This is a genomic window from Chlamydia abortus (genome assembly GCF_002895085.1).
Lineage (GTDB): Bacteria > Chlamydiota > Chlamydiia > Chlamydiales > Chlamydiaceae > Chlamydia > Chlamydia abortus.
In genome coordinates, this window is the sequence record NZ_CP024084.1 from 1,039,098 (window position 1) to 1,055,105 (window position 16,008).

Below are 16,008 nucleotides of genomic sequence, written 5' to 3' on the forward strand. Positions count from 1 at the left end.
GTAATGACAACAATCGCCCTAGAAGCTGCAAAAAAGATTCTCCTGAAATTGCGTAATGCCGGCTACCAAGCCTATTTTGTTGGTGGTTGTGTTCGCGATATGCTCATGGGCAAGCCCATAGAAGAAATTGACATAGCTACTAGCGCTCCTCCCGTTATTGTTTCTACTATCTTTCCTGACACACTAGCCATAGGAGCCGCTTTCGGTATTATCGTCGTTAAAGAAAACAACCGCTTATTCGAAGTAGCTACATTTCGTAGTGATGAAAATTATACAGACGGACGGCATCCTGAACGTGTGATATTTTCATCAATGAAAGAAGATGCTTTACGCCGTGATTTTACAATAAACGGGATGTATTACGATCCCTTTGAAGAAAAGCTCTATGATCTTGTTGAAGGAAGAAGAGATCTCGAAAAGCGTGTCATACGTGCTATTGGTCATCCTAAATTACGTTTCTCCGAAGATAAACTCCGTATATTACGTGCTATACGTTTTAGTTCCTCTTTAGGATTTACTTTAGATCCTGCTACCGAACGTGCCATTATTAAGGAAGCCCCTTCGTTGGTATGTTCCGTATCTCCAGAAAGAATCTGGCAGGAACTAAAGAAAATGCTGAAAAAAAATCCTTACGAAGCTCTATCCTTGCTGATACAGCTGAAAATCATGACGATAATTTTCCCCGAGCTTCGGGATATTCCTCCAAGCTTACTACGCACAAGTAGCGAATTTGCTAAAAGACTGAATCCGCTAGATTTCCCTGAAATTTGCTTTTTACTTCCTCTATTTCAAGGTGTGAGCGAAGAAGCGGCTTGTGTAGCTTTTACTCGTTTACGAATCTCAAACAAAGATTTGAAACTCATACAACTGTGGTATCAAGCACTTCCTCAGTTCCAGAATGTCAGTAATAATCGTGTGTTCTGGGCGCACTTTCTAGCCTCCCCGACAGCACACCTATTTCTATCTCTATTTTCAGCAACCCAAAAAGATCCTTCCCAACAACAACATTTCATCGCCCGCGTTCAAGAACTAGAAGAACGCTTAGAACAATTCATTGTGAGAATCAAAACTGCGTCGCCCTTAGTTTCTGCTCCTGATCTCATCGCTAGGGGGATTGCACCAGGCAGACTACTCGGAGATCTATTAAAAGAAGCCGAGATACTTTCTATAGAAAACGAGTGTCATGATAAAGAAAAAATTTTAACCCTGCTAAAGGAAAAGGGGTTCTGGAAGTAAGATAAATCACAAAATAAACTTTTCCCTTAAACACGTCATCAATTTTATTTCTTTAGATTTAATTTTTTAGCTCTTATTATTTTTCCTATAATTATTCAAAACTTAGATTAATTGAGCTTATCATGCTACGAATTGCTATTTTAGGAAGACCCAATGTAGGGAAATCTTCTCTTTTCAATCGCATGTGCAAACGATCTTTGGCTATAGTCAACTCACAAGAAGGAACGACACGAGACCGACTATACGGAGAGATACGTGGATGGGGAATCCCTGTACAAGTCATCGATACGGGAGGAGTAGATAAAGATTCTGAAGATCACTTCCAAAAACATATTTACAAGCAGGCGTTAGCTGGAGCAAACGAAGCGGATATATTACTGCTCGTCATTGATATCCGCTGTGGGATTACAGAATTAGATGCAGAGATTGCGAAACAGCTGCTCTACTTAAAGAAACCTTTGATCCTCGTCGCAAATAAAGCAGATACACTAAAAGATGAATACCGTGTTCATGAACTATACAAAATAGGAATCTCTGAGATTGTTACTGTATCGGCAAGTCACGATAAACATATCGACAAGCTTATACACAAAATTAAAACTCTCGCTAATGTTCCTGAAGTTGTTGAGGAACCTAGAGAGGAGATGCATGAGGAAGAAGTTCCTGGCATGGAGTTCCCAGAAACCAAAGAATTTCTATCCGATGACGAAGACGAAGACACCGCCTTTTCCCAGTCTTCAGTAGCAGATAAGCCCCTAAAAATTGCTCTTATAGGTCGTCCTAATGTCGGGAAGTCCTCGATCATTAACGCACTATTAAATGAAGAGCGTTGCATCATTGATAATGTCCCTGGAACTACTCGTGACAATATCGATATTCTTTATTCTCATAATGACCGGTCGTATCTATTTATAGACACCGCGGGTCTGAGAAAAATGAAAAGCGTGAAAAATTCTATAGAATGGATCTCTTCTTCCAGAACAGAAAAAGCTATAGCGCGTGCCGATATTTGCTTACTCGTCATTGATGCTACGCATCACCTATCTTCTTATGATAAACGCATTCTTTCTCTGATATCTAAACAGAAAAAGCCCCACATCATTCTTGTGAACAAATGGGATTTGATTGAAGGCGTGCGGATGGAACATTACATTCGCGACTTACGTGCTACAGATATGTATATTGGTCAATCGAAGATCCTTTGCATATCTGCGGCGACAAAACGCAACCTACGTCAGATCTTCTCATCGATTGATGAACTCCATACAACAGTATCAAGTAAAGTCCCCACGCCGGTAGTGAATAAAACACTCGCCCTAGCTCTACAGAAACATCATCCCCAAGTCATTAACGGAAGAAGACTACGTGTGTACTACGCTATTCATAAAACAGCAACACCCTTCCAGTTCTTACTATTTATTAATGCGAAGTCCTTATTAACTAAACATTACGAGTGTTATTTAAAAAATACTTTAAAATCAGCATTTAATTTATACGGTGTTCCTTTTGATTTAGAATTTAAAGAAAAAACGAAAAGAACAAATTAATTTGTTTAAAAAATGAATATTATTAAAAAAATAATAATAACAAATTAATTATTTCTTGGAGACTTTAACCATGAACCATGATCGTTACGATATGTCAGAAGCTGATTACCACCATTCACTTGATCAGCTTCTGTACCAATCAGAAGAGGCTTTCTCCTTAGACAAATACCAAGAGACAGGTGTTTATGTTGAAGAAGAGAAAGAAAATGGTGATCTCCTTATCGTGCTTGGAGAATCGATCCTTAAAGGCGTAATACGCCAATTTTACATTAGTGACGACAATCACGCCTACACGCGTAGTTGTCTCAACGGGACATGGGACCTGTGGTTCAATATTCCTCCAAAAACTATCGAAAGCAAAACTTACGACTTTAACTCTTTATTAGAATCAGACTTCCTTCTCATACAAATGTAGAAACATTTGTGAATGCCCCCAAAGATTTTCCGAAAGGATCGGAATCATTAAGCAACATTATCATTTGCATGACAACACGCAATCGCGATCATCATGTACAATTTCTGATTGAGGATAATCACAGAACATTTTGGATACGCCACCACGACACACAATCCTGGTCTGAGTGGTCCGTATTTATTTAAAACTATAAATCAATAACGTAAGGGAAAAGGCTGGAAGCTAGCCCAGCCCTAAAGCTCTTTTTATTCATCGTCAGAATCACTGATAACTGTGAGTTCCAAAGGACCGAAATTTTCATTATTTTGGAAAGATGTGGCAACAACAGGCACGACATTTTGAGGCCGCTGTTCTCTAGTCATCGTCAACTCTAAACGGAACAAATGCTTTACAATAGCAATACGAATATCGCGAATAAGACTTTCGAATAGTAAGAACGACTCATGTTTAAATTCGATAAGAGGGTCTTTCTGACCGACAGTACGTAAACCTACTTCACTACGTAATAAATCCATATCTACAAGATGAATTTTCCACTGCTCATCGATATGCATAATCATGACCGAGCGAATAACATCTTTACAGACACCATTAGCATCGACTTTTTCTCCGGCTGCTTCGGTAATTTCCTGCACCATAGAAGCAAACTTATTCTGGAAAACTTCTATGAGATCATCAGCAACCCGTTCGGCAATGGCATCTATAGACTTCAATCTTTTCAATTCTTCAATATTCAATTGCAGTGGGAAAGAATAGTTCATCCATTCTTCCAGCCTAGGAAGAGAATTCCCTGTAGGATGATCACGGCTCACTATCAACGAAGCGATCATTAATGCAACATGAGATATTGCTTCCTTAGCTAAACCAAAGATATCTTCAGAGCGGATAACGTCATTACGAAAAGCATAGATCGTCTGCCTTTGCCTATTCATAACATCGTCATACTCAAGAGTATGCTTTCGAATAGTATAGTTTCTTGCTTCCACCCGTTTCTGTGCTGTTTCAATGAGCTTATTGAACATAGGATCCGACATAGCCTCTCCTTCAGGAGGACGGAAATGACGAATCAAGGCATTTAACTTGGGCGATGCAAATAAGCGCATCAGGCGATCTTCAAAAGATAGGAAAAATTTCGCCGAACCAGGATCTCCTAAACGTGCGCAACGCCCGCGCAACTGCCTATCTATACGGCGTGATTGGTGCCGACTCGTACCAATAACATGGAGACCTCCAACAACTACAGCTTCTTCATCCAGCTTAATATCTGTACCACGGCCAGCCATATTGGTAGCTACAGTCACAGCTCCCAGCTTTCCTGCTGCTGCAATGATCTCTGCTTCTTGAGCATGATTTTTCGCATTTAACACTGTATGTTCTATGCGATTTTGTCTCAAAATACGAGAAAGTTTCTCAGAAACCTCTACAGACTCCGTTCCTATGAGAATCGGGTTCCCTACGGCATGTATACGGGCAATTTCCTTAACAATCGCGTGGTACTTTTCACGCTCTGTCATATAAAATTCGTCATTGTGATCTACACGCAAACATTCTTTAAACGTGGGCACCTGCAATACATAAAGATTATAAATCTCTTTAAACTCTTTAGATTCCGTAATTGCTGTTCCCGTCATACCTGCGAGTTTTTCATACAGACGGAAGAAATTCTGTAAGGTAACTGTAGCAAACGTTTGTGATTCCTTACGGATAGTGACATGTTCTTTTGCTTCTATGGCTTGATGCAGTCCTTCGGAAAAACGACGACCTGGTTGCGGGCGGCCCGTATGTTCGTCAATGATGACAATTTGATCATTACGAACAATATAATCCACATCGCGTTCCATAAGAAGATGCGCTCTTAATAGTTGGCGCAAGCCATGAGCTCGAGCTTTTCTCCTCGTATCTTCTTCGGAAATAGCTATTTTTCTATTGATTTTCTCTGTCGGTGATAAGGTATCGTCACCATCTATAAGAGCATATTCATGCCCCATGTCCATCATGACAAAATCTTCAGCAGAACCTCCAGCCTTATCCACCCATTGTTGCATGCCACGATCTGTCAATTCAAAATCGTTATTATGTTCATCAACAATGATATACAGCTGAGATAGCTTCTCTATACTCTCTTCTTTATTTTGCTCAGCATGATAATAAGTATCCCATTTATCTATCATGGCTCGCAAATCTGGGTGTTCGCGCACTCTACGCAAAACACGATTTAAAGGCATTCCCTTACTAACTAACCATAAGCTACGGCAAAATTCGGAGATAGCTTCGATAACTTTTTTATCCTTAGGAAGAATATCCATATCCAAGAACAATTCTAGTCCCCGTCTAGCTTCAAGAGCTAACTGGTTACATAACTCCCTTTGTAACTGAACGAGGTCAGCCACTTTATCTTTGAGTTCGAAATACACAGGATTATGTTTTTCCCCAGGACCAGAAATAATTAAAGGAGTTCTGGCTTCATCAATTAAAATCGAGTCGACTTCATCGATAATAGCAAAATAAAACCCACGTCCCACCTGCTCATCCACAGAAGTTGCAATAGAATTATCTCTGAGATAATCAAACCCGAACTCTGATGCTGTACCGTAGACAACGTCACAACGATAAATGTCTTTTCTTTTTTCTAAAGGCGATCCTGATATCAATACTCCGGTAGTTAAACCTAACCAACGCAATATAGAGCCGACCCACTCACAATCCCTTTGAGCGAGATAATCATTCACTGTGACTAAATGCACAGGCTTGCCTGTCAATGCATTTAAATATAGAGGCATAACAGCGGTGAGAGTTTTCCCCTCTCCTGTCTGCATCTCGGTTATAAAGCCCTTATGCATAGCTATAGCACCGAGAACCTGCACATCATAGGGAACCATGTCCCAATTTTGATGATAACCCGACACTTCTACAGGAGTTCCTGTTAAACGCCTGCATACATTTTTCACTACGGCATAAGCCTCGGGAAGCATATCATCTAAGGATTCGCCGTCCTGATAACGCTTTTTTAACTCTGCTGTTTTATTACGTAACTCCTCATCAGACAAAGGAGCTAGCATCTCATCATAGAGGTTGACCTTATCCACAAGTTTTTGAAATTTTTTTAAGGTGCGCTCTTGAGAAGATCCAAAGAAACGTTTAAGAAAATCTAACATACGTCGCTTAATTTAATATAATTGCTTGGAAAATAATCTATTAATTCCTACGAAAACTCATCTGCTAATACCATACTCGATGATGGTGAATAAAAGGAACAAAAGTTCCCTCTCTTATATTCTTCTTTCTCCAGAAAAGGAGACAAAAAACTTTTATCACAAAGATAGAGAAATAAAAAAAGAATTTAAGCAGCAAGTAGCGTATCTACTTCTACAACATGCTGATGATTCAAAGGCAGCTTGCGTCGTAAATTACGCATAATTTGCGAACGACGCTTCTTTTGCTGCAAAGCAACATCTTGAGCTGACAAAAATGCTTGTATTTCATAAGCAGCGTCAAAATTCCCTGAACGGGCTTCACAAGCACTCAATAATTCTAAAGTTTCTGAGGAATGATTGAGGTGCAGAGCCTTTTTTGCATACTCTAAACCAGCTTCTGCTGTGACTATTGATGCATACCCGACCCCTGACAACCAGGCCAAAGCTTTGCATGCTGTAGGACAATCCGGGAACTTCTGAATCACTTTAAGGTACATCTTTTCAGCATCAGAATATTTCTTCAAACAACATAAACTAAAGCCATAACCCAAACTACATTGCCAATCCTCAGCATATGTACAACACTGAAATGCTAAACCCCAGCAATATTCAGCTAGGTGGTGATCACCTTGATCCATGGCTGCTAAAGCCGCGTGCTTCATCAATAAAGCATCGCCTCGGGACCACAAATCACTGCTTTGATAAATCAGTAAAGCTTTTTTAGATCGACCTTGTTTTTGTTCACATAAACCAATGTTGAATAGAGACTCCTCTCTATAAGTCGGCTCGGATAGTAACTTGCGAAATAGCTTCCCTGCTTCTAAATAATTACCACAAATACGAGAAGAGTGCGCCAAATTATAGATAACTTTTAAAGGGCATGGGCCCAAAGTATAGGCACGATTATAAAACTCTATAGCATCTTGGTACCGCTTAGATATAAAATAAATATCTCCGACGGTAATGTAAGTCTCTTGATGGGATAGAGGAGAAATCCACGGTTCAATGACACTACACGCCGCATCTAAGTTCCCCACATGCACTAAAGCGGATGCATACTTCGCGGCATCTTGTTCTTCAAATATCTCTTTCGAAACTAAAGAAAAGGCATGACAAGATTCTTTATACGCGCCATGACGGTATGCTTTGTAGGCTATCTCTAACAAAAATTGCGGACCGCGTAAATGTAATCTTCGTGCTTCGTCTAACAGTTTTTCTACCTCGTCAAAGCGACGCAAATTGCGAAGAATCCGCATATAATCAAATAAACACTGACGACGGTAACAACGTTTTTTTAAGATGGGCAAGAGTTTTTGTTCTGCGGCAGACCATTCCTTCAGCTCCATGCTCAAATGAACCTCGCGAATCACCTGAATAGCATAACGACGGAAACGGGAAACGTGACAATAGACTTTAAAAACTAAAGCTGTTGTCAAACTTGCAACTAAAGCCCATAGGATGACTAGCCACATAATTCGCCAACTCTCTCTTTTCTCTCTCTTTGCAATACCAAAAAAAACCTTTAAAGTCTGTAAAATTATTCTCTCAAAGAACGCCCTAAAGATTGTCCCATAAGGCAACGTGTTTCCAATCCCATGCGCGAATTCTTCAATAAATCTGCGTCAAATTGCACAGATCCCGGTTGAAATAACACAATCACCGTAGATCCACCTATCTCAAAAAAGCCTTTCTCATCACCTTTAGAATACTTTTCCCCAGGTTTGTAGGTTTGAATAATAGAGCCAACATTTAATGCCCCGACTTCTAGGTAAAGTACATCTCCAAACGCCTCTGTTTTGAGCTCGGTTAGTGTCCGTTTATTCTCACAAAAAATATTAAAATTATCTTTTAATGCCATCGGATGTACAGAAAATAAATACCCGTTGATAGTGCGCGTTGGCCCCGGTAAGCAATCTACTGGGAAGTGAAAACGGTGATAATCAAAAAGAGCTAAACGGGCAAAAACCACACTACCGGAAGCATATTTTTCAACAAGTCTAGGGTCTCCTAAAAGTTTTGAAAGAGAAAAACGCTTGGATTTAACAACGAATTCTCCAAATTCAGCTATGTTCGAGTAAATCAGATAGGCACCATCTACAGGAGTCACACAGATATTATCTCCTTGAGCAATGGGTCGCGCTTCAGGGAGAAGCTCCCTAGTAAAAAAATCATTAAAAGAGGAAAACTCGGAAAGAGATTTTTTGAAGTCTTTGATGTTGATATGATTTCTCTTTACAAATCCGGGGATTTTTCTACGTGTCCAAGAACGTTTTTGAATCCAACCATAGATACGTGACAGAATGGGAGATCTAGATAATAGTGTGGATAGTCTTTTCCCTAATTTAGAGCTATATAGAAACGTCATGGTTTTTTCATAACATACGGATTCCGTCACTCTTTGATTAGTTAAACGATCAATGTATTGCAGTTTCTTCACTTGTCCTCGACCTATGAGATCAAAACAGGCGACTATAGAAATTTATTAAAAATATTCCAAACTAATTAAATAGAAATCGTTAAAAAACCTGCCTACATCTTTAATGGGGAACCTGATATCCTAACTCTCAAGTTAGTTTTATTTTCATCCATTTTCATGATTAAAAACGATACTATTGCTGCGATAGCCACACCTCCCGGAGAGGGAAGTATTGCCATTGTCCGTATATCGGGCCCAGAAGCTATTCAGATCACAGACAAAATTTTCTCCGGATCCGTACCGTCGTTTTCTTCCCACACAGCACATCTAGGTACGGTAAGTTACAATGGCCAGCAGATCGATCAAACCCTTTTATTAATTATGCGAGCTCCGCGTTCATTCACGGGAGAAGATGTTGTCGAACTCCAGTGTCATGGAGGCTATTTTTCCTGCTCTCAAATCTTAGCAGCTTTGATAGCCGAAGGAGCTCGCCCTGCTCTCCCTGGAGAATTTTCTCAACGCGCTTTTCTCAATGGAAAAATTGATCTTATCCAAGCAGAAGCAATTCAAAATATTATTGCTGCTGATAATTTAGACGCTTTCCATATAGCGCAGAACCATTTCCAGGGACACTTCTCAAAGAAAGTTCAACAGATTTCTTCGTTGATTATCGAATCTCTCGCCTTTATTGAAGTTCTTGCAGATTTCCCTGAAGAAGAACAGCCGGATATGCAAGAACCGATGAACCGACTCCACGAGGCGATATTGATCATCGACGATCTCATTGCTAGTTTTGATCAAGGGCAAAGGTTAGCTCAAGGAACGAGTATTGTATTAGCCGGCCACCCTAATGCAGGAAAATCTTCTCTTCTTAACGCACTCACGAATAAAAATCGCGCCATTGTTACGGATATCCCCGGAACTACAAGAGATATATTAGAAGAAAATTGGATGTTACAAGGAAAACGTATCCGACTTATCGACTCTGCAGGACAGCGAGAAACCCATAATCCTATAGAACAAGAAGGTATTGAGCGGGCCATAGCTGCCATGGAAGCGTCCGAAGCCATTCTTTGGGTTATGGATGCCTCACAACCTCCACCACCTCTTCCAGAAATCTTAATGCGCAAACCTTCCCTTCTTCTTTGGAACAAATCCGACCTAGCGACACCACCTCATCTTGAAACCACCTTACCTCAATTAGCTGTCTCCGCAAAAACAGGCGCAGGCATGATTGAGCTCAAACAATTTATCCAACAATGGATGCAAAAACAACAGTTGGGCAAGAATGGAAAAGTCTTTCTTATTTCTTCGCGACACCATACAATACTGCAACACATGCGCACCTATTTGCTCTCAGCCCAGGAAGGATTACAGAGTCAATCCCCCCCGGAGTTTATTGCTTTAGAACTAAGACAAGCTCTGCAGACTACAGGAAATCTTTCTGGATCTGAAATTAATGAAACCATACTGGGAGAAATTTTTAGCAGGTTTTGTATTGGGAAATAGAGATTGCATTAAAAATTTTATTCTTTCTACTTTGAACGAGCTCTTCCCCGATCCACAACCGTCGTTAACAGGGTGGGAAACTCCGTTTCAGCTCCTTGTGGCTATTGTACTTTCAGGAAATTCCACCGATAAAGCTGTAAATGCTGTCACCCCAAGGTTGTTCTCCCTTGCTCCTGATGCGCAGGCTTTAGTGCAACTCCCCTTAGAAGACTTATACTTCATCATCTCGCCTTGCGGCCTCGGCAGAAGAAAAGCTGCCTACTTACATCATTTAGCACAGATATTGTTAGAAAAATATCATGGGGAACCTCCGGCTTCTCTAGAGCTATTAACACAATTGCCCGGAGTGGGAAGGAAAACTGCATCGGTTTTCTTAGGAATTATTTATAAAATACCGACCTTTCCTGTAGATACACATATCTTAAGATTATCCCAACGTTGGGGAATCTCTAATAAACGCAGTCCTTCAGCAGCAGAAAAAGATCTCGTTCTTTTTTTCGGAGAAGCTAACTCTCCAAAACTCCATTTACAACTCATCTACTACGCCAGAGAGTACTGCCCTGCTCTCTACCACGACACAAATAAATGCAAAATATGTGCATATTTAATCCGAAGATCTTATGAAAAAAAAACAAACAAAACCCTCTAAGAAATAATATGTTCTGTTTTTAAAAATAGAAATAGTTTCATATAAAGTTTTTCCTCTGTATATGTCATGGATGAAATTTACTTTGCTTTCTAACGTAGAAATCTTTTAGACTGGGCACCTACTTACTACCTCGATATCGCAATTTTTAATATAATGAATAAAAACGCTTCTCATAGGGCTAGTTCTAAAAAAGAGCTCTCTGTTTGGTCGATAGGAGGCTCTATTTTCGCCATGTTCTTTGGAGCGGGCAATATAGTATTTCCACTAGCCTTAGGTTATCATTACCATGCCCACCCTTGGTTTGCTTGTTTCGGCATGATCCTTAGCGCAGTCTGCGTTCCCCTACTGGGCTTATTCAGTATGTTATTATATTCCGGAGATTATAAAGCTTTTTTTTCTTCCATTGGAAAAATGCCCGGAATGTTTTTCATCGTAGCCATTCTATGTTTGATAGGTCCTTTTGGAGGGATACCTAGAGCGATCGCCGTTTCGCATGCTACTCTAGTGTCGCTATCCGATTCAAAAACAACATGGATTCCTCATCTTCCTGTTTTCAGTTTGATTTGTTGTGTTTTGATTTATCTATTTGCTTGTAAATTCAGTAAACTTATCCAATGGTTAGGGTCTGTATTTTTCCCCGTAATGTTAGTTACTCTAATTTGGATAATCTTTAAAGGATTGGTCATTCCTGCAAATCCTAGCTTTATGACATCAGTAAGTTCCAGAGAAGCTTGGTCAGCAGGAATCATCGAAGGCTTCAATACTATGGACCTTCTTGCAGCTTTCTTCTTTTGCTCTATTGTTGTAATTTCTATAAGACAACTGTTAGAAAATAGAGAGGCGAGTGATGAAACACCTTTAAACTTTCAAAAAATCAACAAAAAAGACAAACGCACTTTAGGTTTAGCTTTTGCTTTGGCTGCAGCACTTCTTGGATTAATTTATCTAGGATTTGCGTTGTGTGCTTCTCGGCACGCAGGTTTGCTAGCCCATGTAAGTAAAGGACAAATTCTAGGAAGAATTTCTGCTATTGCTCTCGGACCAAATAGTTTATTAACCGGTGTATGTGTGTTTGTAGCTTGCTTAACGACAGAGATAGCTTTAGTTGGGATCTTTGCTGACTTTTTAGCCCGCATCATCTCATCAAAAAGAATGACGTACTCTAATGCAGTAATTTTCACTCTGATACCCTCATACCTAATTTCTATTTTAAACTTCGAAAATATCAGTCTCCTTCTATTACCTTTACTACAGCTAAGTTATCCTGCATTAATCGCTTTGACTTGCGGAAGTATTGCTTATAAGTTGTGGAATTTCCGACACGTCCAAGCTTTGTTTTATTTAACCCTCTCTCTTACAATCGTTTTACGGTTGGTGAGTTGAGTTAACGCTTGTATTTGCTAACTAGCATAAAGTTATGGTTTTAAACGCTTTAGCTGGCTTTCGTCAAACAGCGATGGATTACCTCGCAACGAATCGCCACGACATTGCTTTAGATTTTTCTGGAGATTGTTACACTATCCGAATTCCTGATGAAGATTCTCCCGATGGAGATTGGGTCAGTACGTTAAAATTCAGTAACATTGACAATCTGACCTTTGCCTCATGCAGTTGCCCTGATGGGGACTGTTGTGTTCATTTGATGACGGCATTCTTCTCTGCTTATGACGCACACGGATGGTTACCCCTACACCATAAATTTCACTTATCTTTCTGGTATGCGCTATTCTTTAAGTTCTTCATAGAAGAAGCGCGGTTACACGCTGATGGTGATCGACACTATTCCATAGCGTCTTCTCATGTCACGTTAGAGATTTCCGCACTGTCTCCCGAAGCTTTTACAAAATGGTTGCCTATCGTCCATCAATCTACAGAGCCTAAAATCCCTAGTGAGAAAACCTTCCCACAATCCGCGCTATATCGTATAGCCAAATGCTTCTTTTTCTTCGCTGAAGCTGGAGCACAGTTAGATCTCATTGAAAATAATCAAGGATTCCCTACGCAATTTTCTTTACAATGGGAAGGGCTCTCTCTAAAAGGAGAGATTCTAGATTTCACGACTTTAGAATACCTATTTCCTAAGATCAATTTTGCACAAACATCTCTCCCTGGAAACTATCGAGACTTTTCTGTCACCAAAGTCCGTGTAGCTCCTGAAGAGTCTAAAATATATTTCACAATTCACCCTGCACAACAAGACAATACAACTCAGACTATAACACCACTGGGTTCCGTCGGCTATGTCGCAGGATCTCAACTCGTTATTTTGCCATCACAAGAAACTTCCGTTTCTATTTATGTCCTTTCCCTGCTTCCCGCAACATTGAAAAAACAGATCCTCTCTCTACTACATTATGACGCTGAGGAACGACCTATCCGCTACTCTATCCATTTCTTAAGGGATTCTTCTTTATCTTTTTCAGCATATTTAGATACCCCAGGGGATTTAGAAAATGGGGAATTAATCTACCCAGATTTTTGCTATGTACCCGAGAGAGGGCTATTCACAATAGAGGGATTACTCTCTCCACAAATCTCATTTATTATTAAAGCAGATCAAGTTGAAGAGTTTTTAAATCACGAGGGCTCATTAATTCGAGAACCAGGATTCGAAGTATTTACCAACCAAGTTCCTGAAGGGCAACTCACCTACAACATTACACAACAAGGCGTCCTGTTATTCCATTACAATACAGGTGATCCTGCCGCTATCGACATTCATTATGGTCCTTGGACATATTACTCGGGGCAAGGTTTCTTCTTACAAAGAAAAGCTGATCTAGAAATTCAAGATGGTTTAATCGTAGAAGCCGACCAAATTCCTAGCTTCATTATGAAGCATGAGGTGGTATTAAGAACGATTCCTAACTTCTTTGCTCCTACACCACCATTAAAAAATCTCTTTTTTGAAGTACATAAAGAAACTAAGGGGTCAGGGTTATATTTAAAGCCAGTATTTCAAGGACTCGAAGAAGAAAATTGTCGATTATTTGGTGTTTTCCTGTATCGCGAAAATCTCGGATTTAACTTACTCCCAACTCCTTTACAGTCCTTATGTTCCCTACCTAAGAAAATTCCTCCGGAACAGGTCCCTGATTTTATTCATCAGAATTTCCAAAACGATAAGCTTGTCTTTGTAGATCCTCAGCTGTGTCTACCTGAAACTTTTGAGCTTGTTATACGATCCATAACACGTCCGCACCCATCCTCTCCTTTGCATTTACAGCTAGAACTCAAAACGAACATCGGTTCTATACCTTTAGGTACGGCACTACAAGCCCTAAAAAATAAAAGAGCTTTTGCTTTTACTAAAGCAGGTTTCTTAAATTTCCAACACTGCCTATTCCAATTTTTAAAACAGTTCATTTCTTCTCAGAAGTGTCTAATCCCTGAAAACACGCTAATAGCGACAGTGACTGATATTTTTAAATTGGATGCTTTAGCTCCGTTATCTACCCATGAGAAAATTCAAGCCAGTGAATCTGATCTCGCTTTCTTCTCGCAACTTAAAGCGGCATGTCTTCCTCCGATTCCACAAAGTCTGTTCTCTACTGATCATAAGCTGCGCCCGTACCAAAACAGTGGCTTATTATGGTTATGGTTCTTGTACAACCACCGTCTATCTGGTCTACTTTGTGATGAGATGGGCTTAGGGAAAACACACCAAGCTACAGCCCTATTAGATATTGTTTTCCAATCTGCAGAACCTACAGAACGTCCTAAGTTTCTTGTTGTTTGTCCCACAAGCGTTCTTCCTCACTGGGAACACACATTAGCCACGCATTTGCCTACAGTCAGTATTTTTTCTTTTCATGGTCCGAATAAGCCTGAACACCTGCCTCCTGCTGATGTGATTATTACCTCATATGGCACTCTAAGACAAAACTACACTAAGTTTTACAAGCTTTCATTCACCGTAACGGTATTCGATGAAATTCATATGGCGAAAAACAAAAGTAGCCAAATTCACAAGATTCTTTGTCGGTTGGACTCCCAAATGAAATTGGGCTTAACAGGCACCCCTATAGAAAATAACCTTCTAGAGTTTAAAGGTCTCTTAGACATCATCCTGCCCAACTACCTCCCATCAGATGCTTTATTTAAAAAGCTCTTCACAAAAAAGCATACTGCTGAAGTCGATGATGAAATTATCCCTTCTCAAGATTTGTTATTAAAATTAACTCGGCCTTTCATCTTAAGAAGAACGAAAAAACTGGTTCTTCCTGAACTTCCTGAAAAAGTAGAGTCGATTATTCCTTGCACTTTGTCTCCAGAACAGAAGAAGTTGTATCTGTCTACCTTGAAACGAGAAAAAGCGCAAATTCAACAACTGGAATCTCCAGAAGAACAAACAGTCAACTACCTCCACGTGTTTGCATTGTTGAATCACTTAAAACAAATTTGTAACCACCCTGCGATTTTCTTTAAAAATCCTGATAAATACAGAGAACATGAATCAGGGAAATGGGAAGCTTTTGTCCGTCTTCTCCACGATTCATTATCATCAGGCTATAAAGTTGTTGTCTTTTCACAATACATCCACATGATTCGCATTATCATGTTATATCTTGAAGAGATCGGGGTAAAATACGCCTCTATTCAAGGGAAATCCTTAAATAGAAAAGAAGAAATAGAATACTTTACTACAGACCCAGAGTGTCGAGTATTTGTAGGTTCGTTACTCGCAGCAGGAACAGGAATTAACCTCACGGCTGGAAATGTCGTGATTATGTACGACCGTTGGTGGAACCCTGCCAAAGAAAATCAAGCTTTGGATCGTGTCCATAGGATAGGACAAAAAAACACTGTATTTATTTATAAGCTCATGACTGAGGATACGTTAGAAGAACGTATCCACTACCTGATTGAAAAGAAAATTCGTCTATTAGACAAGGTGATTTCTACGCAAGATTCGAACATTCTCCACATGTTAAATCGGGAAGACCTCATCACCATTCTATCATACAAAGACGAACGTGGGGGAGTAGATGAAACTCTAAGCAACACGTCAGAAGAAGATGAGGTATCTCTATTCTAGAACT

General features: G+C 39.9%; 9 protein-coding genes and 1 pseudogene. 7 read left to right on the plus strand and 3 right to left on the minus strand.

Annotation, left to right across the window (positions count from 1 at the left end; all coding sequences use genetic code 11):
* Positions 1-3 precede the first annotated feature (3 nt).
* From CHAB577_RS04680 to CHAB577_RS04690, 3 genes and pseudogenes are all read left to right on the plus strand, one after another.
* Complete coding sequence (locus tag CHAB577_RS04680; RefSeq protein WP_011097403.1) at positions 4-1,236, plus strand: CCA tRNA nucleotidyltransferase; 1,233 nt, start codon at positions 4-6, stop codon at positions 1,234-1,236.
* A 122-nt stretch (positions 1,237-1,358) separates the two neighbouring features.
* Complete coding sequence (der, locus tag CHAB577_RS04685; protein WP_011097404.1) at positions 1,359-2,783, plus strand: ribosome biogenesis GTPase Der; 1,425 nt, start codon at positions 1,359-1,361, stop codon at positions 2,781-2,783.
* Between the two features lie 70 nt (positions 2,784-2,853).
* Positions 2,854-3,383, plus strand: a pseudogene (locus CHAB577_RS04690) (hypothetical protein).
* A gap of 60 nt (positions 3,384-3,443) precedes the next feature.
* On the opposite strand, the gene secA reads toward CHAB577_RS04690, so the two are convergent.
* From secA to CHAB577_RS04710, 3 genes are all read right to left on the minus strand, one after another.
* Positions 3,444-6,353, minus strand: a complete 2,910-nt coding sequence (gene secA / locus CHAB577_RS04695; protein ID WP_011097405.1) for a preprotein translocase subunit SecA — start codon at positions 6,351-6,353, stop codon at positions 3,444-3,446.
* Positions 6,354-6,538: 185 nt separating this feature from the next.
* Positions 6,539-7,864, minus strand: a complete 1,326-nt coding sequence (locus CHAB577_RS04705) for a tetratricopeptide repeat protein (protein ID WP_011097406.1) — start codon at positions 7,862-7,864, stop codon at positions 6,539-6,541.
* Between the two features lie 65 nt (positions 7,865-7,929).
* The gene (locus CHAB577_RS04710) at positions 7,930-8,829 is read right to left on the minus strand and encodes a phosphatidylserine decarboxylase (RefSeq protein ID WP_011097407.1); all 900 of its coding nucleotides are present in this window, start codon (positions 8,827-8,829) and stop codon (positions 7,930-7,932) included.
* 156 nt (positions 8,830-8,985) lie between these two features.
* On the opposite strand from CHAB577_RS04710, the gene mnmE reads away from it, so the two are divergent.
* The 4 genes from mnmE (at position 8,986) to CHAB577_RS04730 (ending at position 16,004) form a co-directional block, all read left to right on the plus strand.
* On the plus strand, positions 8,986-10,317 hold the full coding sequence (gene mnmE / locus CHAB577_RS04715; RefSeq protein WP_011097408.1) for a tRNA uridine-5-carboxymethylaminomethyl(34) synthesis GTPase MnmE: 1,332 nt from the start codon (positions 8,986-8,988) through the stop codon (positions 10,315-10,317).
* Positions 10,307-10,966 carry an endonuclease III domain-containing protein gene (locus CHAB577_RS04720; protein ID WP_011097409.1) on the plus strand — a complete coding sequence of 220 codons (660 nt, stop codon included), beginning with the start codon at positions 10,307-10,309 and terminating at the stop codon, positions 10,964-10,966. Before mnmE ends, CHAB577_RS04720 begins: the two co-directional genes overlap by 11 nt.
* Positions 10,967-11,119: 153 nt before the next feature.
* Entirely contained in the window at positions 11,120-12,349 is a 1,230-nt protein-coding gene (gene brnQ, locus CHAB577_RS04725; protein ID WP_011097410.1) for a branched-chain amino acid transport system II carrier protein, read from the plus strand.
* 34 nt (positions 12,350-12,383) lie between these two features.
* Positions 12,384-16,004, plus strand: coding sequence for a DEAD/DEAH box helicase (locus CHAB577_RS04730; protein WP_086393204.1), 3,621 nt, complete (start codon positions 12,384-12,386; stop codon positions 16,002-16,004).
* The last annotated feature ends 4 nt before the right edge of the window (positions 16,005-16,008 follow it).